General features: G+C 71.7%; 21 protein-coding genes and 1 rRNA gene. 17 read left to right on the top strand and 5 right to left on the bottom strand.

Annotation, left to right across the window (positions count from 1 at the left end; all coding sequences use genetic code 11):
* The 10 genes from rrf to ACFVST_RS26820 form a co-directional block, all read left to right on the top strand.
* Nucleotides 1-91 (top strand): 5S ribosomal RNA (rrf, locus tag ACFVST_RS26865); the annotation flags it as partial.
* A 72-nt stretch (nt 92-163) separates the two neighbouring features.
* Nucleotides 164-820: an HAD family hydrolase gene (locus ACFVST_RS26860; protein ID WP_390156174.1), complete on the top strand. Its 657-nt coding sequence runs from the start codon at nt 164-166 to the stop codon at nt 818-820.
* Between the two features lie 135 nt (nt 821-955).
* A complete protein-coding gene (locus tag ACFVST_RS26855) occupies nt 956-1672 on the top strand; it encodes a VC0807 family protein (RefSeq protein WP_390156173.1) in 717 nt (238 codons plus the stop codon).
* A gap of 44 nt (nt 1673-1716) precedes the next feature.
* Nucleotides 1717-2931 (top strand): MFS transporter, encoded by a 1215-nt coding sequence (locus ACFVST_RS26850; RefSeq protein ID WP_390156172.1) that lies wholly within the window; start codon nt 1717-1719, stop codon nt 2929-2931.
* The gene (locus tag ACFVST_RS26845) at nt 2900-4078 is read left to right on the top strand and encodes an acetoin utilization protein AcuC (protein ID WP_390156171.1); all 1179 of its coding nucleotides are present in this window, start codon (nt 2900-2902) and stop codon (nt 4076-4078) included. The genes ACFVST_RS26850 and ACFVST_RS26845 overlap by 32 nt, the downstream gene beginning before the upstream one ends.
* A gap of 109 nt (nt 4079-4187) precedes the next feature.
* Complete coding sequence (locus ACFVST_RS26840) at nt 4188-5000, top strand: phosphatase (protein ID WP_390156170.1); 813 nt, start codon at nt 4188-4190, stop codon at nt 4998-5000.
* A gap of 127 nt (nt 5001-5127) precedes the next feature.
* Nucleotides 5128-5337 carry a helix-turn-helix domain-containing protein gene (locus tag ACFVST_RS26835; RefSeq protein WP_390156169.1) on the top strand — a complete coding sequence of 70 codons (210 nt, stop codon included), beginning with the start codon at nt 5128-5130 and terminating at the stop codon, nt 5335-5337.
* 130 nt (nt 5338-5467) lie between these two features.
* Nucleotides 5468-5566, top strand: a complete 99-nt coding sequence (locus ACFVST_RS26830) for a 30S ribosomal protein bS22 (RefSeq protein WP_003948845.1) — start codon at nt 5468-5470, stop codon at nt 5564-5566.
* A gap of 229 nt (nt 5567-5795) precedes the next feature.
* Entirely contained in the window at nt 5796-6893 is a 1098-nt protein-coding gene (locus ACFVST_RS26825) for an NAD-dependent epimerase/dehydratase family protein (protein WP_390156168.1), read from the top strand.
* 24 nt (nt 6894-6917) lie between these two features.
* Nucleotides 6918-7976 (top strand): lysophospholipid acyltransferase family protein, encoded by a 1059-nt coding sequence (locus tag ACFVST_RS26820; RefSeq protein ID WP_390156167.1) that lies wholly within the window; start codon nt 6918-6920, stop codon nt 7974-7976.
* Between the two features lie 87 nt (nt 7977-8063).
* Here ACFVST_RS26820 and ACFVST_RS26815 read toward each other — a convergent pair whose 3' ends face one another.
* The 3 genes from ACFVST_RS26815 to ACFVST_RS26805 all read right to left on the bottom strand — a co-directional run bounded on the left by ACFVST_RS26815 (nt 8064) and on the right by ACFVST_RS26805 (nt 11625).
* Complete coding sequence (locus ACFVST_RS26815; protein WP_390156166.1) at nt 8064-9314, bottom strand: DUF5667 domain-containing protein; 1251 nt, start codon at nt 9312-9314, stop codon at nt 8064-8066.
* Between the two features lie 244 nt (nt 9315-9558).
* Entirely contained in the window at nt 9559-10347 is a 789-nt protein-coding gene (locus tag ACFVST_RS26810; protein ID WP_390156165.1) for an ECF subfamily RNA polymerase sigma factor, BldN family, read from the bottom strand.
* Between the two features lie 333 nt (nt 10348-10680).
* Nucleotides 10681-11625: an HAD family hydrolase gene (locus ACFVST_RS26805; RefSeq protein ID WP_390156164.1), complete on the bottom strand. Its 945-nt coding sequence runs from the start codon at nt 11623-11625 to the stop codon at nt 10681-10683.
* Nucleotides 11626-11765: 140 nt separating this feature from the next.
* Here ACFVST_RS26805 and ACFVST_RS26800 point away from each other — a divergent pair, with 140 nt between their 5' ends.
* The 6 genes from ACFVST_RS26800 (at nt 11766) to hemB (ending at nt 18807) form a co-directional block, all read left to right on the top strand.
* On the top strand, nt 11766-12053 hold the full coding sequence (locus ACFVST_RS26800) for a glutaredoxin family protein (RefSeq protein WP_390156163.1): 288 nt from the start codon (nt 11766-11768) through the stop codon (nt 12051-12053).
* A 355-nt stretch (nt 12054-12408) separates the two neighbouring features.
* Complete coding sequence (locus tag ACFVST_RS26795; protein WP_390156162.1) at nt 12409-13215, top strand: redox-sensing transcriptional repressor Rex; 807 nt, start codon at nt 12409-12411, stop codon at nt 13213-13215.
* Nucleotides 13212-14912, top strand: coding sequence for a glutamyl-tRNA reductase (locus ACFVST_RS26790; RefSeq protein ID WP_390156161.1), 1701 nt, complete (start codon nt 13212-13214; stop codon nt 14910-14912). Before ACFVST_RS26795 ends, ACFVST_RS26790 begins: the two co-directional genes overlap by 4 nt.
* Nucleotides 14909-15922 carry a hydroxymethylbilane synthase gene (gene hemC / locus ACFVST_RS26785; protein WP_390156160.1) on the top strand — a complete coding sequence of 338 codons (1014 nt, stop codon included), beginning with the start codon at nt 14909-14911 and terminating at the stop codon, nt 15920-15922. Before ACFVST_RS26790 ends, hemC begins: the two co-directional genes overlap by 4 nt.
* The gene (locus ACFVST_RS26780; protein WP_390156159.1) at nt 15919-17634 is read left to right on the top strand and encodes a uroporphyrinogen-III synthase; all 1716 of its coding nucleotides are present in this window, start codon (nt 15919-15921) and stop codon (nt 17632-17634) included. The genes hemC and ACFVST_RS26780 overlap by 4 nt, the downstream gene beginning before the upstream one ends.
* A gap of 183 nt (nt 17635-17817) precedes the next feature.
* Complete coding sequence (hemB, locus tag ACFVST_RS26775) at nt 17818-18807, top strand: porphobilinogen synthase (RefSeq protein ID WP_390156158.1); 990 nt, start codon at nt 17818-17820, stop codon at nt 18805-18807.
* A gap of 48 nt (nt 18808-18855) precedes the next feature.
* Here the strand turns inward: hemB and argS are convergent, their stop codons facing one another.
* Nucleotides 18856-20646, bottom strand: a complete 1791-nt coding sequence (argS, locus tag ACFVST_RS26770; protein ID WP_390156157.1) for an arginine--tRNA ligase — start codon at nt 20644-20646, stop codon at nt 18856-18858.
* Nucleotides 20647-20808: 162 nt separating this feature from the next.
* On the opposite strand from argS, the gene lysS reads away from it, so the two are divergent.
* Nucleotides 20809-22542, top strand: a complete 1734-nt coding sequence (lysS, locus tag ACFVST_RS26765; RefSeq protein ID WP_390156156.1) for a lysine--tRNA ligase — start codon at nt 20809-20811, stop codon at nt 22540-22542.
* A gap of 16 nt (nt 22543-22558) precedes the next feature.
* Here the strand turns inward: lysS and ACFVST_RS26760 are convergent, their stop codons facing one another.
* Nucleotides 22559-23875 carry a DUF2637 domain-containing protein gene (locus ACFVST_RS26760; protein ID WP_390156155.1) on the bottom strand — a complete coding sequence of 439 codons (1317 nt, stop codon included), beginning with the start codon at nt 23873-23875 and terminating at the stop codon, nt 22559-22561.
* Nucleotides 23876-24043 lie beyond the last annotated feature (168 nt).

Here is a 24043-nt window from a genome sequence, read left to right as displayed (position 1 = left end):
GCCCGGTTACATTTCGAACCCGGAAGCTAAGCCTTACAGCGCCGATGGTACTGCAGGGGGGACCCTGTGGGAGAGTAGGACGCCGCCGAACAATCATTGATGGAGAGGCCCCCGTGCTTGCACGGGGGCCTCTCGCATTTCCGGGGTCATTTAGGGTCGAGCTATGCGCTATGACCTGGTGATCTTCGATAACGACGGTGTCCTCGTGGACAGTGAGCCGATCTCCAACCGGCTGCTGGCCGAGTACCTCACCGAACTCGGGCACCCCACCACCTATGAGGAGTGCCTGCGCGACTACATGGGTGGCGCGATGCACCGGGTGCACGACCTGGTCTTCGAGCGGAGCGGGGAGCGGCTGCCGGCGGACTTCGATGACCGCTTCCATGAGCGCGTATTCGCGGCTTTCGCAAGGGAGTTGAAGCCCGTCGAGGGTGCAGTGGATGTACTGGCGAAGCTTGCCGAGGCCGGGGTTCCGTACTGTGTGGGCTCGTCGGGGAGTCATGGGCGGATTCGGGCCGGGCATCGGGCGACCGGGTTGGATGCGTGGTTCGGGGACGAGCGCATCTTCAGTTCGCAGGATGTGGGGCGTGGGAAGCCGGCGCCGGATCTTTTTCTGTATGCCGCGGAGCGGATGGGGATGGACGCCGGGCGATGTGCTGTCGTGGAGGACAGTCCGCTCGGGGTGCGGGCGGCGCTTGCGGCCGGAATGGATGTGTACGGGTTCACCGCGATGACGCCCAGGCGGCGGCTGCTCGATGCGGGTGCGTCCGCCGAGCATCTGTCCGACTCTCTGCCCGTCCTGCTCGACCTGCTGCTCTGAGGTCCGGCAGGTCCGGCAGGTCCGGCTGCCGGGAGCTGACTTTTGTCATCAGCGGTTGCTGACAATCGCTTCTGCCGCCGAGGGGCCCTCCGCCGTGAAGCTGGATACACCAGCCGGACAAGGGAGGGACCCGGGATGGGTATTCAGGTGGAGGACGGTCGGCGGTTGGACGGGCTCAAGCCGCTGCTGCTGGATGTGGCCGTGCCGCTGGGTGGTTACTACCTGCTGGCCAAGGGATTCGGTACCGGAACCGTCACCGCGCTCGCCGTCAGCAGTGTGGTGCCGGCGGTGCGCACCGTGTGGGGTGTGGTGCGGTGCGGTCGGATCAATGCGCTGGCGGCGCTGATCCTCATCGTCAACGTGGTGAGTCTGGGCCTGAGTTGTGTCACCGGTGACCCTCGGCTGATGCTCGCCAAGGACAGCGGGGTCAGCAGTGTCGTCGGTATCGGGATGATCGTGTCCGTGGTTTCCGGGCGGCCGCTGCTCACCGCGGCGATCCGGCCGTGGCTCACCAGGGGCGATGCCGAGCGGGGCCGGGTGTGGGAGCGGCTGCTCGCCGGGGACCGCGGGTTCAGGCGGTCCGAGCGGCTGTTCACGCTGGTGTGGGGTGTGGCGCTGGTCGCCGAGTGCGCGGTGCGGATCGTGGGTGCGTACACGGTGCCGGTGGACACCATGGTGTGGCTGGGTACGGTGATCATGGCCGGGGCGATGGTCCTGGCGTTCGTGGTGTCCCGGCGGGTGGCGGCGGTGCCGATGGCCCGGCGGATGGCGGACGAACTGGCGCGCGGTACCGCCGACCTCGCCGGAAGTCCGGTGCCGTGGGCCGCGAATCTGGCGAAAGCAGTCGTCTGACGACATCTACCCACGGGTAGGCCGGGGTCGTACGCTGAGCCGCCATGACAGATGTGCTGCGGCGCGGCAGGGCCTCGCTGGCGTTCTCGTTCATCGCCCAGGGTGCCGCGTTCGCGCTGCTGGTGACCCGGATTCCGGCGATCCAGGACCGGTACGGGATATCCGACGGGCTGCTGCCGGTGTTTCTGGCGGCGGTGCCGGTGCTGGCGGGTGCGGGCAGTGTCGGTACCGAGTATCTGGTGCGGCGGGTGCGGCCCAGCCGGGTGCTGCGCTGGTCCCAACCGCTGGTGCTGCTGGCCCTGTTGGGGGTGGCGGCCGGGGACCGGGTGTGGCAGGTGGCGGTGGCGCTGGCCGCGTTCGGGGTGAGTGTGGGGGCGCTCGACGCGGCGATGAACATGCTCGGGGTGAGCCTGCAACGGGCGTACGGGCGCAGCATCATGCTCGGTTTTCATGCGGCGTACAGCCTTGGTGGGATTCTGGGGGCTTCGCTGGCGTGGGCGGGGGCGCACTGGCGGCTTTCGCTGTTGGTGCTGTACCTGCCGGTGGTGCTGGTGCTGCTGCCGGCGGTGGTGCTGGGCGGCCGCTGGTATGTGGACGCCCGGGTGGAGAAGGGCGCCGGGGGCCAAGTCGGGGCGGTGGGGCGGCCGTTGGCCTTCCGGTTGCTGCTGCCGCTGTGTCTGGTGATGGCGTTCGCGTATATCGGGGATTCGACGGTGTCCAACTGGAGCGCCAAGTACTTGCAGGATGTGCTGGGCAGCAGTGAGCAACTGTCGACGGTGCCGTACAACGTGTACATGGTGACGACGCTGGTGGGGCGGGCGTTGGGGGATTTCGGGGTGCGGCGGTTCGGGGCGGTGGCGGTGGTGCGGGGCGGGACGCTGCTGGCGGGGCTCGGGTTCGCGGTGGTGGCGGTGGCGCCGGGGGCGTGGGTGGGGATGCTGGGGTTCATGCTGCTGGGGCTCGGGTTGTGTGTGATCGTGCCGCAGACCTTCGCGGCCGCGGGCCGGCTGGCCGTGGAGCACGGTGGTCCCGGCGCTTCCGACGCGGCGATCGCGCGGCTGAACATCTTCAACTATGTGGGGTTCCTGGTGGGATCGCCGCTGGTGGGGACGCTCGGGGACCTGTGGAACTACCGGGCGGCGATGCTGGTGCCGATGGTCCTGGTGCTGGTGACCCTTGGCTACGCCCGCTCGTTCGCGGCGGCACAGGCCCGGTACGGTGACGGACATGAGCGGTCGCGCGCAGCTGATGTGGGATGAGGCAGTCACCGGTTACAACTTCGGGGCGGAACACCCCATGGACCCGGTGCGGTTGGAGCTGACCCGCCGCCTCATCACCGATCTCGGGGTGGACCGGGGCCTCGATGTGGCCACGGCGAAACCGGCGGGCGAGTCGACGCTGCGCCTGGTGCACCGGGACGACTACGTACAGGCGGTGAAGGAGGCCTCCGCCGATCCGGCCGCCGCACGTCTTGAGTACGGGCTCGGCACCCCGGACGATCCGGCGTTCCCGGGGATGCACGAGGCGTCGTCGGTGATCGCGGGCCAGTCGGTGGGTGCGGCGGAGGCGGTGTGGCAGGGGGAGGTGCTGCACGCGGTGAACTTCGCGGGCGGTCTGCACCATGCGATGCCGGGGGCCGCGTCCGGGTTCTGTGTGTACAACGACGCGGCGCTGGCCGTGGCGCGGCTGCTGGAGCTGGGTGCGGAGCGCGTCGCCTATGTGGACACCGATGTGCATCACGGGGACGGGGTGCAGGCCGCGTTCTGGGACGACCCCCGGGTGCTGACGATCTCGCTGCACGAGCATCCGCGGACCCTCTTCCCCGGTACCGGCTGGGCGGAGGAGACCGGGGGCGAAGCGGCGGAGGGCTTCGCGGTGAATGTGGCGCTGCCCGCGGGGACCGGGGACGCCGGCTGGCTGCGGGCGTTCCACGGGGTGGTGCCGGAGCTGCTGGCCGCGTTCCGTCCGCAGGTGCTGGTCACCCAGCATGGTGCGGACACCCACTTCGAGGATCCGCTGGCGCATCTCGCGGTGTCGCTGGACGCGCAGCGGGCGGTGCAGTGGGCCTGTCACGATCTGGCCCACTCCTGTGCGGAGGGCCGTTGGGTGGCGCTGGGCGGCGGGGGTTATGCGGTGGTGGATGTGGTGCCGCGGTCGTGGACGCATCTGACGGCCATCGCGGCGGGCGCCCCGGTGGAACCGGAGACGGAGATCCCGGCCCGCTGGGGTGATGAGGTCTTCGCCCGGTCCGGCGGAATGACGCGCGGGCCGCGGCGGATGACGGACGGCCGCTGGCCGGTGGCGTTCCAGGCCTGGGAGGACGGCTACGACCCGGCGTCCCGGCTGGACCAGGCGGTACGCGCCACCCGGAACGCGGTCTTCCCCGCCCACGGCCTGCTGCCCTGACCGTCACCCGCTGACGGCCGCCGCACTCTCGAACACCCCGCCCCCTGCGGGTGGTTGACCGGGGAACGGGACCGGGTCGGGGTGCGGGGCGCGGGAGTATGGCGGGGTGATGAGCGGGGGTGGCCCGGCGGCCGGGCTGGCGGAGGAACTGGTGGCGGCGGGTCTGGCGGGCCCGGTGGCCACCACCCGGGAGCAGAGCCTGCGCAGCTACCGGCTGTTCGCGGCGCGCGATCCGCGGGTGCTGCTCGGCCTCGATCCGTACGGGGAGTGGCGTACCGCGGATGTGGTGGCGCTGATGGCGGCGTGCTGCGGGGTGAGCGCGGATCCGGGGTGCCGTACCGGGGCGGATGTGATCGATCCGGTGCGGACGGTGGCGGCGCTGGAGGGGTTCGCGGCGCGGCTCGGGCGGGCGGCGCGGTTGCGGGAGCGGGTGCTGCTGGGAACGGGGCATCCGCGGCGGCTGCACGGTTTTTACGCCGCGGTGGCAGACGCGCTGTCGGCGGCTGGCTGTGCTGTCCTCACCCCCGCGCAGGGCAGGCGTGTCGACATAACGACTAGGTTCGGTCTACGTAGGCACCGGATCGCGTATGTGCGGGGCGTTGCGATGGTGCTCGGTGAGGGCGTGCGGGAGGCGGCGTGCTTCGGTGCGCACAGCCACTCACCGCTGCCGGTACGGGTGGCGCTGGCGGCCGCGGCGGAGGGGCTTCCGGATCTGGTGGTGGGGGACCATGGCTGGGTCTGCGGTGCAGGTCAGCTCGGGTTCGACGCGATCGGGCTGGCGGACACCGATGACCCGGCGCTGTTCGTGGGGCAGGCGGAGGGGCGGGTGGCGGCGGTGGTCCCGCTGGACGACGCGGTCCCCTCGCACCGCTATCGACCGCTGACGCGCTATGTACTCAATCGGGCCCGTCTGTCACAGTAAACGGCTGATGGCAGCTCCTCTTCCCCGTCGTCCCACCCGCCCCTACGCTGGGGAGTGAGCGCACAGGGACGAGGAGTCACCGGAGGGGAAGCCGGTGCCCGTCTTGTGCGGAAGGTTCAGGTGTGTCATGGCTGCTGGCGAGAGGCCTCTGAACGAGGTTCGGTTCCTGACCGTGGCGGAAGTCGCCTCGGTGATGCGTGTGTCCAAGATGACCGTGTACCGCTTGGTGCACAGCGGTCATCTGCCCGCGATCCGGGTGGGAAGGTCTTTCCGAGTCCCGGAGCAAGCGGTTCACGAGTACCTCCGCGAGTCGTATGTGGGGGTGGAGTCGGCCTGAGCGGCGGCCCTCTCTCGTTCCCGGCACTCGATTAACGGGCTCGGCTCAAGGGCGGGTAGGCTTGCCCCTCGTAGGTCGTGTGGGCCCATGTCGCCCAGCACCGAGTGAAGAGAAGTGAGCGAGGGTAGTCGTGGGCTCTGTTATCAAGAAGCGGCGCAAGCGGATGGCGAAGAAGAAGCACCGCAAGCTGCTGAAGCGCACCCGCGTTCAGCGCCGCAACAAGAAGTGAGCGTTCGCTGATTCCAGCGCGCCGCGTGGCCCCTTCACCGTCCGGTGGAGGGGCCGCCGCACGTTCGGGGCTCCCGGGGGCGCCGCCGGGAGCCCGCGGGTGGACGATTCCCCTGTGGCTGTCGTCACTTCATGCAGCGCGTGGACATCCCGGCGCGACGGTCACCCGCTAACGTAGCGCGCAGGCGGGCGGCGGCGGACGCCCGAGCGACGGAAGGCAGGCGCTGGTCGTGGGCAAGGTGGTGCTCGTCACGGGGGCGGCCCGGCAGCTCGGCGGCCGTTTCGTACGGCGTATCCAGCGTGATCCGGAGGTGGATCGGGTCGTCGCGGTGGACTCGGTGCCGCCCGGACACGAGCTGGGGGAGGCCGAGTTCGTCGAGGCGGACATCCGGCAGCCGACCATCGCGCGGGTGCTCGCCGAGTACGGGGTGGACACCGTGGTCCATCTCGACGTCTCCGGATTCGCCCTGCGCGGCGGCAGCCGCACCCAGGTCAAGGAGACCAATGTCATCGGCACCATGCAGTTGCTGGGCGCCTGTCAGAAGACGCCGGCGGTGCGCCGCCTGGTGGTGAAGTCCTCCACCAATGTCTACGGTTCCGCGCCGCGCGATCCGGCGGTCTTCACCGAGAGCATCGCCCCCAAGTCGCTGCCCAGCGGCGGCTTCGCCAAGGACGCGGTGGAAGTCGAGTCGTACGTACGGGGCTTCGCGCGGCGCCGCCCCGATGTCGCGGTGTGCATCCTGCGCTTCGCCAACATCCTGGGCCCCGCGTCGAGTACACCGCTCACCGAGTACTTCGGGCTGCCGGTGCTGCCCACCGTCTTCGGCTACGACCCGCGGTTGCAGTTCGTGCACGAGGACGACGTGGTGGACGTACTGCGGATCGCGGCCCGTGAGCCGGCCCGCGCCACTCTGAACAGCGGCACCTTCAATGTGGCGGGTGACGGGGTGCTGCTGTTGTCGCAGTGCGCACGGCTGTTGGGCCGGCCGATGCTGCCGGTGCTGCTGCCCGCCGTCAGTTGGGCGTCCTCCGCGCTGCGCACCCTGGGGATGATGGACTTCTCGCCGGAGCAACTGCGGCTGCTCACCCACGGCCGGGTGGTGGAGACCCGCAGGCTGCGCGAGACCGTCGGCTTCAGCCCGCGGTACACCACCCCCGAGACCTTCGAGGCGTTCGTACGGGCCGGGGGGCCCGGGCTGCTGCCGCCCGAGCGGGTGGCCGCGCTCGTGGACCGGGTGGCGGCGCTGCCCGTCGCGGGCGGCGGGCGCACCGAGGTACCGCAGGCCCGCCCGGCCCCCGCCGCACCGACCCGCACCAGCGCCGACTAGCGCCGACCGAGGAGCGCAGCAACGATGGCGGACGCCAAGGTCATTCCGTTCGACGACGACCGGTCCCGCGGTGGCTCCGGGCCGCGCGGGGCACGCCGCAGACCGGGCCGGCACCCGCGCCCGGCGCAGGACGCACCGGATCCGGAGTCCCGCGGCCCGGCCGCGGTGCCCGCACAGGCCGGCGCCGCGTACGAGTCCGCGGTGGACGGTGAACAGACCGCAGGGGAGGGCGAGTTGGCGGACGGCGGCTGGGAGCGGCGGATCGCGGGCGGGCTGGCCTTCCTCCGCCGCCGCCTCACCGGCGACTACCAGGTCGACGACTTCGGCTATGACGAGGAGCTGACCGACCAGGTCCTGATGTCGCTGCTGCGCCCGGTGTACGAGAAGTACTTCCGGGTCGAGGTGCAGGGCGTGGAGAACATCCCCGCCGACGGCGGTGCGCTGATCGTCGCCAACCACTCCGGCACCCTGCCGCTGGACGGGCTGATGCTCCAGGTCGCCGTGCACGACCACCACCCCGCGGACCGGCATCTGCGGCTGCTCGCGGCCGACCTGGTCTTTATGCTTCCGGTCGTCAACGAGCTTGCCCGCAAGGCCGGTCACACCCTGGCCTGCCCCGAGGACGCGGAGCGGCTGCTGGCCGGGGGCGAGGTGGTCGGGGTGATGCCGGAGGGCTTCAAGGGCCTCGGGAAGCCGTTCGGGGAGCGGTACAAGCTCCAGCGGTTCGGGCGGGGCGGCTTCGTGTCGACGGCGCTGCGGGCGCGGGTGCCGATCGTGCCGTGCTCGATCGTGGGCGCCGAGGAGAGCTACCCGATGGTGGGCAACGCGAAGACGCTGGCGCGGCTGCTCGGGGTGCCGTACTTCCCGCTCACGCCGACCTTTCCGTGGCTGGGGCCGCTGGGGATGGTGCCGCTGCCGACGAAGTGGACGATCCGCTTCGGGGAGCCGATCGAGACCAGTGGCTATCCGCTGGAGGCGGCGGAGGATCCGATGCTGATGTTCAATCTCACCGACCAGGTGCGCGAGCAGATCCAGCACACGCTCTACCGGCTGCTGGTCCAGCGCCGCTCGGTCTTCTTCTGACGTCCGGTCTACTCGCGGACTTGAGGTCTCTCCACGGCTCAGGGCGGCGGCTCCCGCGTATCGAGGGTGCCGCCGCCCGCTGCGTCGTTACCCGTGGTCCTCCGCGTCGATGCCGAGGCCGGGCAGCAGGCCGGGCAGTAGGGGCGGGAGGGTGACCTCGGGCTTCGGCGGTTTCCTGCCGCCGCCGGACGGGCTCGGGGTGGTGCCGTCCGAGGGCGGGTCGAGCAGGCCGCCGGTGCCGCCGCCGAGCAGCCCGCCGCCTTCTTCGGAGCCCGACTTGGACGGCTCGGGGCTGCCGTGGTGGTGCCCGGCGGCGGGGGAGCTGCCGGTGGCGGAGGGCGTCGGGGAGTGGTGCCGGGGGGAGCCGGTGGTGCCCTCGGTGGTGCCGGGGGTGCGGGGGGTGGTCGGGCTCGCGGGGGGCTCGGGCAGCAGGGAGCTGAGCGGGGCGACCTCCTTGTCCATGGCGGCGAAGACCGAGGTGACCTGGTCCCCGACATCGCCGAGCTGCACCGGCAGCTTCTCCCGCAGCTCGCTCCAACCGGCCTGGTGGGAACGGGAGAACGTGGACAGCGCCTGGATCGGGCCGAGCGAGCCGTCCCGTTCGTAGGCGGCGTGCAGCAGGCGGTGGCCCTCCTCCGCGTCGTGCTGCATCCCGGACAGGACCCGTCTGACCTCGGAGACGGACTCATGGTCGAGGGGCCCGCTGCGGCCCCGCTCCATCAGCCGGCGGGCCTCGCCGAGGCGGGTGGAGGCCTGGTCGAGGTAGAGCCGGCCGCGGTCCGAATCGCCGTCGGCCATACCGAGTTTGACGTCCTCCATGCCGCGCTTCAGCCCGTAGAGGGAGTCACCGGGCAGGGCGTCGGAGCTGGCGGCTGCCACTCCGCCGAAGGCGCCGGCGGCCACGCCGACCGTGAGGCCGCCCGCCGCAAGGGACTTGGAGAGCCGGGAGCGGGGCCGCAGCTTGTGCAACGGCGCGCGATGGCTGCCCTTGCCGCGGCGGGCGCGCTGCTCGGGGACGGCCGGCCCGTCCGTTCCCGGGCCCGTCCCCTCCAGCAGCATGGTCTCCATCGCGGCCACCAGGCGGGCGCGTTGGACGACTTTCACCTCCGGGTCGAGCTGGGCTCTGGGCAGTTCGCTGAGACTGCTCGCCAGGGCCACCATCCTGCTCTGCTCGTCCGGTGTGCCGGGTGCGTCCGGTGCGTCCGAGGTGTGCGCACGGGGCGTGTCCGGGGTGTCCGGTGCGTCGGCCGGCTCGGCCGCCGCATCGGGCGCGGACGGCTCCTCCAGGGCCTGGGCGAAGGCGTTCGCCCGCCGGTGCGCCGATACGTTTGCGATCACTGGCGGCACCTCCTCTCGTCATGACGGTCGACTCCCCAGGGGGTCCTGAGGGTTGCACCCCGGGCCGCGTCCACACCATCGGGTGACCGAAGCCGGTGGAGTGAGGCCATAGGGGGCCTGCATCCCGCACAACGAGCGTCCCGGCACCTGGGTTACGGACGGAGGATGATCGGACCGCGACGCCAACAGGCCGTCACGGTACGTCAATTGGGCATCGCGTTCCGTGTGTGGCGGCCGGTCCGGGTCAGCGGGCGTCGTCCGGGAGCAGTCGGGCCAGGGTGCGTACCGCGCGGTACTGGAGGGTCTTGATCGCGCCCTCGTTCTTGCCCATCACCCGGGCGGTCTCGGCGACCGAGAGGCCCTGGAGGAAGCGCAGCGTCACGCACTCCTGCTGCTGCGGGTTGAGCCGCCGCACCGCGTCCAGCAGGGCCGCGTTGGAGAGCTGCTCCAGTACGGACTCCTCGGGGCTGCGCTCCACCTCGTTGGCGTCGAGCATCTCGCCGGTGGTCACTTCCAGGCGGAACCGGCTCGACTTGAAGTGGTCGGCGACCAGATTGCGCGCGATGGTGACCAGCCAGGCGCCGAAGTCCCGGCCCTGCCAGGTGAAGGTGCCGATCCTGCGCAGGGCGCGCAGAAAGGTCTCACTGGTGAGGTCCTCGGCCGTCGCCTTCCCGCCGACGCGGTAGTAGATGTAGCGGTACACGGTGTCGCTGTACTGGTCGTAGAGGCGGCCGAAGGCGTCGGCCTCGCCGGACTGGGCGCGTTCGACCAGGTCCATCATGCGGGCGCTGTCGCTGTCCGCGGCGGGACGGCGGACGGTGGCCGTGGCCGAGCCGCCGCGGTTGCGTCTGCCGACGGCGGCGGTGCCCTCGGCCAGGGCGTAGCAGGGGGCGGCCGGGCGGGCCGGGGTGAGCTGAGGGGCGGCGGTCGCGGGGACGGCGTACGCGGTGGGGACGAAGCCGCGCAAGCGGTCGAGGACCGTTGCGCGCAGCGTAGCCAGGCCCGAGGCGTCAACCCCGACGTGTGGGTACACGGGACTCCCAGAGGCAGAGCTTCCATCACGTGCAGTGCGGGACCGTTCACCCACTGTGGAGACGGCGCGGGGACGGGGTACCGGATTGCGTCTGAGGAGAATAACGCTTCGTATAGGCGGCACTACACCCAGTTGCCGAAAACGTCGGTTCCGACGCTTGTGATGCCGTTCGATGCCCGATCAACTGGCGTGTGGTGATCGGTTGTTGATCGTTCTGATTCGTATTTCGTACCTGTAGCGGATGTGTTGTGGCCGAGTGGTATCAACGCGACTGGCGGGCGGGGGCGGCGGCAAGACGGGCGGGCCGCCGCGCGTGTCAGTGGCCGTGCCGGGTCAGTGGCGGCGGCGGTGCAGCGCGATCGCGGCGGCCGTACCGCCGGCCAGCGCGCCGACCCCGGCCGCGGCCGGGATGCCGACCTTCACGGCCTTGCGCCCGGTGCGGTAGTCCCGCAGCCGCCAGTCCCGCTCCCGTGCGTACCGGCGCAGCTTGGCGTCCGGGTTGATCGCGTACGGGTGGCCGACCAGGGAGAGCATCGGGATGTCGTTGTGGGAGTCGCTGTAGGCGGCGCAGCGGGACAGGTCCAGGCCCTCCGCGGCGGCCAGCGCGCGCACCGCCTCCGCCTTGGCCGGGCCGTGCAGCGGTTCGCCCACCAGCTTGCCGGTGTAGACGCCGCCGACGGACTCGGCGACGGTGCCCAGGGCGCCGGTCAGGCCGAGGCGGCGGGCGATGATGGTGGCGGTCTCCACCGGCGCGGCCGTCACCAGCCACACCCGCTGGCCGGCGTCCAGGTGGGCCTGGGCGAGGGCGCGGGTGCCGGGCCAGATGCGCTCGGCCATGTACTCGTCGTAGATGTCCTCGCCGATGGACATCAGCTCGGCGACCCGGTGGCCCTTGACGATGGAGAGGGCGGAGTCCCGGGCGTCCTGCATATGCTCCGGGTCCTCGACGCCGGCGATCCGGAACCACGCCTGCTGCCAGGCGAACCGGGCCAGTTCGCGCCGCCGGAAGAACTCCCGCTTGTACAGGCCGCGGCCGAAGTGGAAGAGGGCGGCGCCCTGCATCACGGTGTTGTCCAGGTCGAAGAAGGCGGCGGCGTACTCGTCGCCGGCGACCGGGAAGGCCTCCGCCTCCGGTGCCTTCTCCGCTTCCTCGACCGCGGCCGCCTCGGCGGCTTCCAGGGAGGTGTCGCGGGCCGCCTGGGCTGAGGCCTCGCCGGCCAGCACGCTCCGGGCGGTCGCTGAGCGCCGGCGTGGGACCAGCCGTCCGAGAGAGGCCATGGGGTCGAGCATAGCCAGTACCGGGCGGTGCTCCGGCGCGTACGGGCTGCTGTCCGGTGAACAGTGCGCGACCTGCGCCACGATGGCCGGATCGGGTCCCTGCGTCCCGCCTCTGACCCGGTGTCGGCCGCCGCGCGACAATGGACGGCATGAGCCCCCTTTTCCGCCGTACCGCACGGCGCCGCCCCGAGGAGCGGGTGGTGACGCTGATCCGCAAGCCGGGCTGCCACCTCTGCGACGACGCCCAGCAGGTGATCGAGAAGGTCTGCGCCGAGCTCGGCTCCCGGCTGGAGTTCCGCGACATCACCCGGGACGAGGAGCTGTACCGAAAGTACTGGGAGCAGATCCCGGTGGTGCTGGTCGACGGTGAGCAGCATGACTTCTGGCGGGTGAAGGAGGACCGCCTGCGCCGCGCGCTCACCGGCTGAGGCCCGCTCCCGCCTTGCCCCGCAAGGGCGTTGGGCGATCGGCGGCCGTACCCCGGTGATCGGGAACTGACCGACCAGTCCAAGAGAACGGGAAAGTCGTCTACGATCGAGGGCGGTCCGTCGGGGGGCGCATCGTCAAGGAGAGTGTGTCGCTTTGCCCCCGTGGGAACGGAGACGCCGCAGCGTCCGCGCCGGTTCCGGTGCGGCGCACCGGGGGCGCGTGACCCCCATCACGTTGCCCGGGCAAATCGGACACAATCTTTGTGCACGTGTTCACAAAGACATAGCCTGCTGTCGACGGGGCGGTCCGGGCACGTTCGACCGCCCAGAGCCCCGCTCTACCCGCAGGAGCACCGTGGCAACTGGCCGAACGCACCGACAGGCGACCCGCAGCCGAGGGATTCCCGAGGCCACCGTCGCCCGGCTTCCGCTGTACCTCCGCGCACTGACCGCACTGTCCGAGCGCTCGGTGCCCACGGTCTCCTCCGAAGAACTCGCGGCCGCCGCCGGGGTCAACTCCGCCAAGCTCCGCAAGGACTTCTCCTACCTCGGCTCCTACGGGACGCGCGGTGTCGGCTACGACGTCGAGTACCTCGTCTACCAGATCTCCCGCGAGCTGGGCCTCACCCAGGACTGGCCCATCGTCATGGTCGGCATCGGCAACCTCGGCGCGGCGCTCGCCAATTACGGCGGATTCGCCTCCCGCGGCTTCCGGGTCGCCGCCCTGATCGACGCCGACCCGGCGATGACCGGCCGCACCATCGCCGGGATGCTGGTGCAGCACGCCGACGACCTGGAGCGGATCGTCGACGAGAACGACGTCTCCATCGGCGTCATCGCCACCCCGGCCGGCGCCGCCCAGCAGGTGTGCGACCGGCTCGTCGCGGCCGGTGTCTCCTCCATCCTCAACTTCGCGCCCACCGTGCTCTCCGTGCCGGACGGCGTCGATGTGCGCAAGGTCGACCTCTCCATCGAGCTCCAGATCCTCGCCTTCCACGAGCAGCGCAAGAACGGCGAGGAGGAAGCCGCCGAGCAGGCCGCCGCCGACCGCGGAGCCGCCACCCCCGCCGACACCGCCACCGCCGCCGACCGGGTCGCCGCCAAGCGCAAGCAGAACCCGAAGGGGCCCGACGGGGATGTCCCCGCCGTGATGCCGGCATGAGCCTCCTCGTCGTCGGACTGAGCCACCGCAGCGCCCCGGTCAGCGTCCTGGAGCGCGCCGCACTCCACGCGGACGCCCAGGCCAAGCTGCTCCAGGACACCGTCGCCGCGGAGCCGGCCGCCGAGGCCGCCCTCCTGGCCACCTGCAACCGCATCGAGCTGTACGCCGACGTCGACAAGTTCCACGCCGGCGTCGCCGAGCTCTCCACGCTCCTCGCCCAGCACAGCGGCGTGGGCCTGGAGGAGCTCACTCCGTATCTCTATGTGCACTACGAGGACCGCGCCGTCCACCACCTCTTCTCGGTGGCCTGCGGACTGGACTCGATGGTCGTCGGCGAGGGCCAGATCCTCGGGCAGATAAAGGACGCGCTGGCCACCGCACAGGACCAGCACAGCGCCGGACGGCTGCTCAACGACCTCTTCCAGCAGGCCCTGCGGGTCGGCAAGCGGGCCCACTCCGAGACCGGCATCGACCGCGCCGGGCAGTCCCTGGTCACCTTCGGCCTGGAGCAGTTGGCCGCGAACCGCCCGGTCGGCGAGTGGGCCGCCGGCAAGCGGGCCCTGGTCATCGGCGCCGGTTCGATGTCCTCCCTGGCCGCCGCCACCCTGGCCAGGACCGGGGTCGCCGAGATCGCCGTCGCCAACCGCACCCCGGAGCGGGCCGAGCGGCTCGCCGAGCTCCTCACCGCCACCGACCCGTCGGAGCGCCCCGGCAGCGCCCCCGTCACCGCCCGCGCCGTCGCCATGGACGAGGTCGAACGCGAGCTGGCCCGAGCCGACGTGGTCATCTCCTGTACCGGCGCCACCGGCCTGGTGCTCACCGCCGAGGCCGTCACCGCCGCCGTCGCCGGCCGCGTCGAGCCCGGTACCGCACCCGCCGCCCCACGCCCCGCGTCCCGCCCGGCCGCCGCGGCTCCCGCCGGGGGCTGCCCGGTGGATCTGGCCGCCGTCCAGGAGACCCCCGGCTTCTCCGTGATGGGCGAGGCCGCCGTGGCCGGGATGGACCCGGCCGCCCTCGAACAGCACGCCGCCTGGGTCGACAACGGCACCGCCGTACGCCCCGAGCAGGATCAGGTGCCCGATCCCGGGGCCGAGGCCGCGGCCATCGCCGCGCTCGCCGCCGCGGCCGCCGCCGGGCGGATCCCCGAGCGCCCCGAGCGGCGCGCCCCCCGACCTCGCGGCCGGGCCGCGCTCTGGCTGCTCGACCTGGCCATGCCGCGGGACATCGACGCCGCGGTGCACCGCATCGGCGGGGTCCGCCTCGTCGACATCGAGTCGCTGGCCGAGGCCAGCGCGGACGCCCCGATGGCCGCCGATGTGGACATGGTGCGCGCCCTGGTCTCCGAGGAGGTCGCCGCCTTCGGCGCCGCGCTGCGGGCCGCCCACATCACGCCCACCGTGGTCGCCCTGCGCACCATGGCGGCGGACGTGGTCAGCAGCGAGATCGCCCGCCTCGACGGGCGCCTCCCCGGCCTCGACACCAAGCAGCGCGCCGAGATCACCCAGACCGTCCGCCGCGTCGTGGACAAGCTCCTGCACGCGCCGACCGTACGGGTCAAGCAGTTGGCCGCGGAGCCCGGCGGCGCCGGGTACGCGGACGCGCTGCGCACCCTTTTCGACCTCGACCCCGAGACGGTCGCCGCCGTCTCCCGGGCCGACCTGAACGACGCCGAAGCCAAGAACCGAGGGCGAGCATGACCAAGAAGGCACTGAGGCTCGGGACCAGGCGCAGCAAACTCGCCATGGCCCAGTCCGGGCAGGTGGCAGCGGCCGTCCGGCAGGTGACGGGACGGCCGGTCGAGCTGGTCGCGATCACCACCTACGGCGACACCACCCGCGAGCACCTCGCCCAGATCGGCGGCACCGGAGTCTTCGTGGCCGCCCTGCGCGAGGCACTGGCCCGCGGCGAGGTCGACTTCGCGGTGCACTCCCTGAAGGACCTCCCCACCACCCAGCCCGGGGAACTGGCGCTGGCCGCCGTCCCCCGCCGGGAGGACCCGCGCGACGTCCTCATCGGCCGCGACGGCCTCGGCCTCACCGAGCTGGTCGCGTCCTGTGGGGACCGGCCCGCCCGGATCGGCACCGGCTCCCCCCGCCGCATGGCCCAGCTCAACGGCTACGCCCGCTGTCACGGCCTGCGCATCGAGATCGTCCCGATCCGGGGCAATATCGACACCCGTATCGGCTTCGTCCACAACGGGGAACTCGACGGTGTGGTGCTCGCCGCCGCCGGCCTGTCCAGGCTCGAACGGCTCGACGACGTCACGGAGTTCCTCCCGGTCGACATGATGCTGCCGGCCCCCGGCCAGGGGGCACTCGCGGTGGAGTGCGCGTCGTCCGACGCCGAGCTCACCGCCGCACTCGGCGAGCTCGACGACCCGCTGTCCCGGGCCGCCGTCACTGCTGAAAGGTCCCTGCTCGCCGCCCTGGAAGCCGGTTGCAGCGCCCCCGTGGGTGCCATCGCCGACTTCCCCCAAGCTCTCGACTTCGTTCGAGCAGGGGGGACCTCCACGCGCGACGAGCAGACTGTCAAGGAAATGCGCCTGCGTGGCGTCGTCGGAAGCACCGACGGCTCGACGCTGGTGCAGTTGTCCACCACCGGTCACGCGCCCGGCACACAAGAGCAGGCACAGGCACTCGGACGCGAACTCGCGAGCGAGATGCTGGCCAAGGGCGCCGCCGGTCTGATGGGGGAGCGAGCACATTGAGCCCCACCACCTCGAACCACGCAGCCGACCCCGTCCACGGCGGAACCACCGCACACGGGCACGTCACCTTCCTCGGTGCCGGGCCCGGGGATCCCGGGCTGCTCACCCTGCGCGCCGTGGAGGCCCTGGCCGCCGCGGACGTGCTGATCGCCGAACCCGAGGTGCTGGACGTGGTCCGTACGCACGCCCGGGCAGGGGTCACCGTCCTCGGCGCGGACGAGGCCGTGCAGCCGGACGCACCCCAGCTGACGGTCGTTGACGGCACGTCAACTCCCGCTGGAGTCCCCGGGTTGAGGGACGTGACCAATCTTGTCATGGAGGCCGCGCGGTCCGGCAGGCGGGTGGTGCGTGCGGTCACCGGGGACCCGGGACTGGACGCCTGCGCCACCGGCGAGATGCTGGCCTGCGCCTCCGGCGGGGTGCCCTTCGAGGTGGTGCCCGGCGTCGCCACCGCCGTCGGCGTCCCCGCCTACGCGGGTGTGCCGCTGCGGGACGCCGAGGGCACCGATGTGCGCTTCGTCGACGCGGCCTCCGCACCTGAGCGGTGCTGGGCCGAGGCAGGTTCCTCGGACGGCACCGTGGTGGTCTCCGCGACCCTGGAGACGGTGGCCGCGGCCGCCGGTGAGCTGGTCGCCGCCGGCCGCAAGCCGGACACCCCGATGAGCGTCACCGTCGCCGGCACCACCACCCGCCAGCGCACCTGGACAGCGACCCTCGGCACCATCGCGCAGACCCTGAAGCAGGCCAAGGTGCTCCCCTCGCCGGAGGGCGGCCGCCCGGTCATAGCCGTGGTCGGCGAGCGCAGCGCCGCCGCCCAGCGCGACCAGCTCTCCTGGTTCGAGTCGAAGCCCCTCTTCGGCTGGAAGGTCCTGGTGCCCCGCACCAAGGAGCAGGCCGCGTCCCTCTCCGACCAGTTGCGTTCCTACGGCGCGGTGCCGCACGAGGTGCCCACCATCGCGGTCGAACCGCCACGCACCCCGCAGCAGATGGAGCGCGCCGTCAAGGGCCTGGTCACCGGCCGCTACGAGTGGATCGCCTTCACCTCGGTCAACGCCGTCAAGGCCGTCCGGGAGAAGTTCGAGGAGTACGGGCTGGACGCCCGGGCCTTCGCCGGGATCAAGGTCGCCGCCGTCGGCGAGCAGACCGCGAGCGCGCTGGTCGCCTTCGGCGTCAAGCCCGATCTGGTGCCCAGCGGCGAGCAGTCCGCGGCCGGTCTGCTGGAGGACTGGCCGCCGTACGACCCGGTCTTCGACCCGATCGACCGGGTGTTCCTGCCGCGCGCGGACATCGCCACCGAGACCTTGGTGGCCGGGCTGATCGAGCTGGGCTGGGAGGTGGACGACGTCACCGCCTATCGCACGGTGCGCGCCTCGCCGCCGCCGGCCGAGACCCGGGAGGCGATCAAGGGCGGCGGCTTCGACGCGGTCCTCTTCACCTCCTCGTCCACGGTGCGCAATCTCGTCGGTATCGCCGGCAAGCCGCACAACGTCACCGTCATCGCCTGTATCGGCCCGGCCACCGCGAAGACCGCGGAGGAGCACGGGCTGCGGGTGGATGTGATGTCGCCGGAGCCGTCCGTGCTGCGGCTGGCGCAGGCGCTGGCCGAGTTCGGCGCGAAGCGGCGGGCCGCGGCGGTGGAGGCCGGTGATCCGGTCACCCGGCCCAGCGAGCGGCGCCCCGGCTCCCGCCGCCGCCGTACCAGCACCACCTGAGCCGTACGGCAGCGAGCGGCGCCCCCGTTGCGATGCGCGGGGGCGCCGCTCCGTTTACCGGCACCGGTGTCGGCAACAGCCCGCCCGGCACGGGTCTATGGTCGAGAGTGGCCCGGCGACCGGCCGGGCCCGTTCGGTGACCGACCGGACGGTGCGGATCGAGGCGGACTGGCGACTGACGAGATGACCACCCACGGCAACTTCCCCGGCACCCGCCCCCGGCGGCTCCGTACCACCCCCGCGATGCGCCGGATGGTCGCCGAGACCCGGCTGCACCCGGCGAATCTGATCCTCCCCGCCTTCGTCCGCGAGGACATCTCCGCACCGGTGCCCATCGCCGCCATGCCGGGCGTGCACCAGCACACCCTGGACACCCTGCGGAAGGCCGCCGCCGAGGCGGTGTCCGCGGGCGTCGGCGGGATCATGCTCTTCGGGGTGCCGGCCGAGGAGAAGAAGGACGCGGCGGGCACCGCGGGCACCGACCCGGACGGCATCCTCCAGCAGGCCCTGCGCGCGGTGCGAGAGGAGGTCGGCGACGACCTGATCGTCATGTCCGACCTGTGCCTCGACGAGTACACCGACCACGGGCACTGCGGGGTGCTGACCGCCGACGGCCGGGTCGACAACGACGCCACCCTGGAGCGGTACGCGGAGATGGCGCGGGTGCAGGCCGACGCGGGCGCCCATGTGGTGGGCCCCAGCGGCATGATGGACGGCCAGGTCGGCGTCATCCGCGACGCCCTCGACCAGACCGGCCACGAGGACGTGTCGATCCTCGCCTACACCGCGAAGTACTCCTCCGCCTTCTACGGCCCGTTCCGCGAGGCCGTCGGCTCCTCCCTCACCGGCGACCGCAGGACCTACCAGCAGGACCCGGCCAACACCCGTGAGTCCATGCGGGAGTTGGCGCTCGACCTGGCGGAGGGCGCGGACCTGGTGATGGTCAAGCCGGCCGGGCCCTATCTGGACATCGTCGCCAGGTTCGCCGAGTCGGTGGACGTGCCGGTCGCCGCGTACCAGATCAGCGGTGAGTACGCGATGGTGGAGGCCGCCGCGGAGAAGGGGTGGATCGACCGGGAGGCGGCGATCCTGGAGAGCGTCACCGGTATCCGCCGGGCCGGCGCCCAGCTGATCCTCACCTACTGGGCCACCGAACTCGCCCAGCGGCTCTGAGCCTCCGGCCGGGGACGGGGGACGGGTGGCCCGTCCCCCGGCGGGGCGTCAGAGGCGCTCGGGGGTCCTGATGCCGAGCAGCGACATGCCCTGGCGGAGGGTGGCGGCGGCGACGGAGCACAGGAAGAGGCGGTTCTCCACCAGCTCCGGCGCGTTCTCCGTGCTCAGCACCTGGCACTGGTCGTAGAACGACGTGTACAGCGACGCCAGTTGGTACAGGTAGGCGGCCAGCTTGTGCGGCTCGTAGGAGGCGGCGACCTCGTTGACCGTCTCGCCGAACTGGTCCAGATGCAGCCCCAGGGCACGCTCCGCCGGCGCCAGCGCCAGCTCCGGGTGCGCCACCGGCCGGGCCTCGCCGGCCTTCCGCAGGATCGACTGGATCCGGGCGAAGGCGTACTGGAGGTAGACACTGGTGTCGCCGTGCAGGGACACCATCTGGTCCAGGTCGAACTTGTAGTCCCGCACCGCGGACGTCGACAGGTCGGCGTACTTGACCGCGCCGATGCCGACATGGCGGCCGTTCTCCACGATCTCCTGCTCGCTGAGGCCGACCTTCTCCGCCTTCTCCCGCACCACCCCGGTGGCCCGGTCGATGGCCTCGTCCAGCAGGTCGACCAGCCGCACCGTCTCGCCCTCGCGGGTCTTGAACGGCTTGCCGTCCTTGCCGAGGACCGTGCCGAACGCCAACTGCCGTGCCGTCACACCGTCGCCCAGCCAGCCCGCGCGGCGGGCCGTCTCGAAGACCATCTTGAAGTGCAGCGCCTGCCGGGCGTCCACCACATACAGCAGGGTGGACGCCTTCAGGTTCTGGACCCGGTCCCGGATCGCTGAGAGGTCGGTCGCCGCATAGCCGAAGCCGCCGTCGGACTTCCGCACGATGAGCGGCACCTGCTTGCCGTCGGGGCCCAGCACATCGTCGAAGAAGACACAGAGCGCACCGTCCGAGCGGACGGCGACTCCGGACTCCTCCAGCAGCCGGCAGGTCTCCGTCAGCATGTCGTTGTAGCCGGACTCACCCACCACGTCCTCGTCGTGGATCTCCATGTCCAGCTTCTCGAAGACCGAGTAGAAGTAGATCTTCGACTCGTCCACGAACCGCTGCCACAGCGCCAGTGTCTCCGGGTCGCCCGCCTGGAGGTCGACCACCCGGCGCCTGGCCCGCGCCTTGAACTCCTCGTCGGAGTCGAAGAGGACCCGGGACGCCTTGTAGATCCGGTTCAGATTGGACATGGCCTCCGCGCCGGAGGCCTCGGTGACCCGGTCCTCGGCGGACTCCCGGTGGTCCAGCTCGTGCGGGTGCTCCAGCAGGTACTGGATGAGCATCCCGAACTGGGTGCCCCAGTCCCCGATGTGGTGGCGCCGCACCACGGACTCCCCGGTGAACTCCAGCAGCCGCACCACCGCGTCCCCGATCACCGCCGACCTGAGATGGCCGACGTGCATCTCCTTGGCCACGTTCGGCTGGGCGTAGTCGATGACGGTGGTGCCCGGGTGCTCGGCGAGCGGCACCCCGAGGCGGCCCTCGGGGTCCGCGGCGCGTGCCGCGAGATTCCGGGTGATGGCCTCGTCGGTGACGGTGATGTTGAGGAAGCCGGGGCCCGAGACCTCGACACCGGCGAGCAGGCCCTGCTGCTCCACCCCGTCCACCACCCGCTCGGCCAGCTCCCGCGGATTGGCCTTGGCCTTCTTGGCGAGCGCCAGGATGCCGTTGGCCTGGTAGTCGGCCCGGTCGCTTCGTCGCAGCAGCGGGTCCGCGGAGCCGGCGTCCGGCAGGACAGCCGAGAGCGCGGCCGTGAGGCGCTGGTGGACGGAAGCGGTGAGCGACGTGACCGAGGCCATGAAGTGGGTGCCGTTCTCCTAGGTTTCTGATGGGTGCCGCCAGTATCCCATGCGCTGAAAAGGGGTTTTCGCGGTTGCGGCCCCACCTGGGAGAATGGGGGAGGCCAGCCGTACCGGCGAGGAAAACCAGGCAAGAACCAGGCAAGAACCAGAAAGAAGGACGTGCCGATCGTGGCTCAGAGCACCGAGACCGCCGACTGGGTCTCCCGTTTCGCGGACGACGTCATCGCCGAGTCGGAGCGCCGCGCACCCGGGAAAACCGTGGTCGTCGCGTCCGGTCTCTCCCCCTCCGGCCCCATCCACCTGGGCAATCTGCGCGAGGTGATGACCCCGCACCTGGTCGCCGACGAGATCCGCCGCCGCGGCCACGAGGTCCGGCACCTGATCTCCTGGGACGACTACGACCGCTACCGCAAGGTGCCGGCCGGCGTCCCCGGCGTGGACGAGTCCTGGGCCGAGCACATCGGCAAGCCGCTGACCTCGGTGCCCGCCCCGGCCGGCTCCCCGCACGCGAACTGGGCGGAGCACTTCAAGGCCGCGATGAGCGAGTCGCTGACCGCCCTCGGCGTCGAGTACGACGGCATCAGCCAGACCGCGCAGTACACCTCGGGCGTCTACCGCGAGCAGGTGCTGCACGCGATGCGGCACCGCCGCGACATCGACGCCGTCCTCGACCAGTACCGCACCAGGAAGCCCGCCCAGGCGAAGAAGTCCCAGAAGCCCGTGGACGAGGCCGAGTTGGAGGCCGCGGAGGGCTCCGGCGCGGCCGCCGAGGACGACGGCAGTGGCGGCGGCGCCGGGTACTTCCCGTACAAGCCGTACTGCGGCCGCTGCGAGAAGGACCTCACCACCGTCACCGCCTACGACGACGACACCACCGAGCTGACCTACGTCTGCACCGCGTGCGGGTACGGCGAGACGGTGCGGCTGGACGAGTTCGACCGCGGCAAGCTGGTCTGGAAGGTCGACTGGCCGATGCGCTGGGCCTTCGAGGGCGTGGTCTTCGAGCCGTCCGGGGTGGACCACTCCTCGCCCGGCTCCAGCTTCCAGGTCGGCGGCCAGATCGTCGGCATCTTCGGCGGCGAGCAGCCCATCGGCCCGATGTACGCCTTCGTCGGCATCAGCGGCATGGCGAAGATGTCCTCCAGCAAGGGCGGCGTCCCCACCCCGGCCGACGCCCTCCAGATCATGGAGCCGCAACTGCTGCGCTGGCTCTACGCCCGCCGCCGCCCCAACCAGTCCTTCAAGATCGCCTTCGACCAGGAGATCCAGCGGCTCTACGACGAGTGGGACAAGCTGGGCGCCAAGGTCGCCGACGGCAGCGCCCTGCCCGGCGACACCGCCGCCCACGCCCGCGCCGTCGGCACCGCAGCCGGTGAGCTGCCGCGCACCCCGCGCCCGCTGCCGTACCGCACCCTGGCCTCCGTCGCGGACATCACCGGCGGGCATGAGGACCAGGCCCTGCGCATCCTCAGCGAGCTGGACCCGCAGCACCCGCTGGCCTCCCTCGACGAGGTCCGGCCCCGCTTCGACAAGGCCACCGCCTGGATCAACACCCAGGTCCCGGCCGAGCAGCGCACCCTGGTACGGGACGAGCCGGACGCCGAACTGCTCGGCTCCGTCGGCGAGCAGGGCCGCGCCTCGCTCCGCCTCCTGGTCGACGGCCTGGACGCCAACTGGTCGCTGGACGGCCTGACTTCACTGGTCTACGGCGTACCGAAGCGGCAGGCCGGATTCGCCGAGGACGCCAAGCCGACCCCCGAGATGAAGGCGGCGCAGCGCGAGTTCTTCGCCCTGCTGTACCGGCTGCTGGTCTCCCGCGACACCGGCCCGCGCCTCCCCACCCTCCTCCTCGCGGTCGGCGCGGACCGGGTGCGGAAGCTGCTCGGGGCGTAGGTGCTCCGGCGACCGGTCAGGCGATGTGGTCCTCGGCCAGCTCGGCGTTGAAGCGCTTCACGAACAGGTCCCAGTAGTACCGGAGTTCGGCCTGGCTGAGGACCACGCCGAAGGTGGTCTCCAGATCAGTGCCGAACTGGCGCAGGGTGGGCATACTCTGCTGCTCGCTGATCGCCCGCCGGAACACGCCGTAGTAGTCGTCCACTCCGGGTTCCTCCGGGGGCTCGGGGAGGTACTCGGCCAGGGGCTCGTCCGCCGGCTCCTCGGCGGGGGCTTCGGCGGCTTGCTCTACGGTCGGCTCGGCGTCGGCGGGTGCCGGTATCGGTGCCGGCGTCGGCTCGGGTTCGGCTCGCGGGGACGGCACCGGCAGGGGGTGCGGGTGGGGTGTTGCGGGCGCGGGCGCGGGCTCGTCCTCGGACACCGACTCCGACACGGCACCGCCGAGCGGCCTGGTCCGGCCACCGGGCACCACCGGCACCTGAACCGGGGACTCCGCCGCTTGAACGACAGCCTCCGCTGCCTCCGCTGCCTCCTCCGGGACTTCGGGCTCGGCGGGACGGGCCGGGGCGGGCTTCAACTGGGCAGTGGCGGGGCCTGAGTTGGGGGTTTCGACGGCGGCCGGTTCCGGGGGGAGCAGGGCGGGTTCGATGCCGGCGGCCGCCAGGCCTTGGGCCGCGGTCTGTGCCAGCGGTACCCCGTAGCGGGCGAGGCGTAGTGGCATCAGCGACTCCACCGGTGCCTTGCGCCGCCAGGCCCGGCCGTAGCGGGACCGCAGCCGCGCCCGGTACACCAGCCGCTCCTGCTCCAGCTTGATCACCTGGTCGTAGGAGCGCAGCTCCCACAGCTTCATCCGGCGCCACAGCAGGAACGTCGGTACGGGGGAGAGCAGCCAGCGGGTGAGGCGGACGCCCTCCATGTGCCGGTCGGCGGTGATGTCCGCGATCCGCCCGATGGCGTGCCGGGCGGCTTCGACGGCGACCACGAACAGCACCGGGATGACGGCGTGCATACCGACCCCGAGCGGGTCGGGCCAGGCCGCCGCGCCGTTGAAGGCGATGGTCGCCGCGGTCAGCAGCCAGGCGGCCTGCCGCAGCAGCGGGAACGGGATACGGATCCAGGTCAGCAGCAGATCCAGCGAGAGCAGGACGCAGATCCCCGCGTCGATACCGATCGGGAAGACGTAGCTGAAGGTGCCGAAGCCCTTCTTCAGGGCCAACTCCCTTACCGCGGCGTACGATCCGGCGAATCCGATGCCCGCGATCACGACCGCGCCGGTGACGACGAGACCGATGAGGATCCGGTGCGTCCGGGTCAGTTCCAGTGGCGCGGCCACTGCGGCTCCCTCCCATGAATCAGGCCGGTACGGCCTAGGCCATGTCGTTTGGATCTCCGTGGCGTCGCGGGGTCTGGCACGCACTCTCGCTGCACCGGCCAAACGCCCAAGTACGTCCAGTACGAGGGCGTCCGGCCGGCACACCGAGAGCACGCACCAGACCCCGCT

This window comes from Streptomyces sp. NPDC058045, from assembly GCF_042885635.1.
Classification (GTDB): domain Bacteria; phylum Actinomycetota; class Actinomycetes; order Streptomycetales; family Streptomycetaceae; genus Streptomyces.
This window is presented reverse-complemented; position numbering and strand designations above follow the sequence as displayed.

What these genes read in the sequence shown, in the direction of transcription:
- ACFVST_RS26860 (WP_390156174.1), top strand. Translation starts at nt 164, where the DNA reads ATGCGCTATGACCTGGTGATCTTCGATAACGACGGTGTCCTCGTGGAC.
- ACFVST_RS26855 (WP_390156173.1), top strand. Translation starts at nt 956, where the DNA reads ATGGGTATTCAGGTGGAGGACGGTCGGCGGTTGGACGGGCTCAAGCCG.
- ACFVST_RS26850 (WP_390156172.1), top strand. Translation starts at nt 1,717, where the DNA reads ATGACAGATGTGCTGCGGCGCGGCAGGGCCTCGCTGGCGTTCTCGTTC.
- ACFVST_RS26845 (WP_390156171.1), top strand. Translation starts at nt 2,900, where the DNA reads ATGAGCGGTCGCGCGCAGCTGATGTGGGATGAGGCAGTCACCGGTTAC.
- ACFVST_RS26840 (WP_390156170.1), top strand. Translation starts at nt 4,188, where the DNA reads ATGAGCGGGGGTGGCCCGGCGGCCGGGCTGGCGGAGGAACTGGTGGCG.
- ACFVST_RS26835 (WP_390156169.1), top strand. Translation starts at nt 5,128, where the DNA reads ATGGCTGCTGGCGAGAGGCCTCTGAACGAGGTTCGGTTCCTGACCGTG.
- ACFVST_RS26820 (WP_390156167.1), top strand. Translation starts at nt 6,918, where the DNA reads ATGGCGGACGCCAAGGTCATTCCGTTCGACGACGACCGGTCCCGCGGT.
- ACFVST_RS26805 (WP_390156164.1), bottom strand. Translation starts at nt 11,625, where the DNA reads ATGGCCTCTCTCGGACGGCTGGTCCCACGCCGGCGCTCAGCGACCGCC.
- ACFVST_RS26800 (WP_390156163.1), top strand. Translation starts at nt 11,766, where the DNA reads ATGGACGGCATGAGCCCCCTTTTCCGCCGTACCGCACGGCGCCGCCCC.
- ACFVST_RS26790 (WP_390156161.1), top strand. Translation starts at nt 13,212, where the DNA reads ATGAGCCTCCTCGTCGTCGGACTGAGCCACCGCAGCGCCCCGGTCAGC.
- hemC (WP_390156160.1), top strand. Translation starts at nt 14,909, where the DNA reads ATGACCAAGAAGGCACTGAGGCTCGGGACCAGGCGCAGCAAACTCGCC.
- hemB (WP_390156158.1), top strand. Translation starts at nt 17,818, where the DNA reads ATGACCACCCACGGCAACTTCCCCGGCACCCGCCCCCGGCGGCTCCGT.
- argS (WP_390156157.1), bottom strand. Translation starts at nt 20,646, where the DNA reads ATGGCCTCGGTCACGTCGCTCACCGCTTCCGTCCACCAGCGCCTCACG.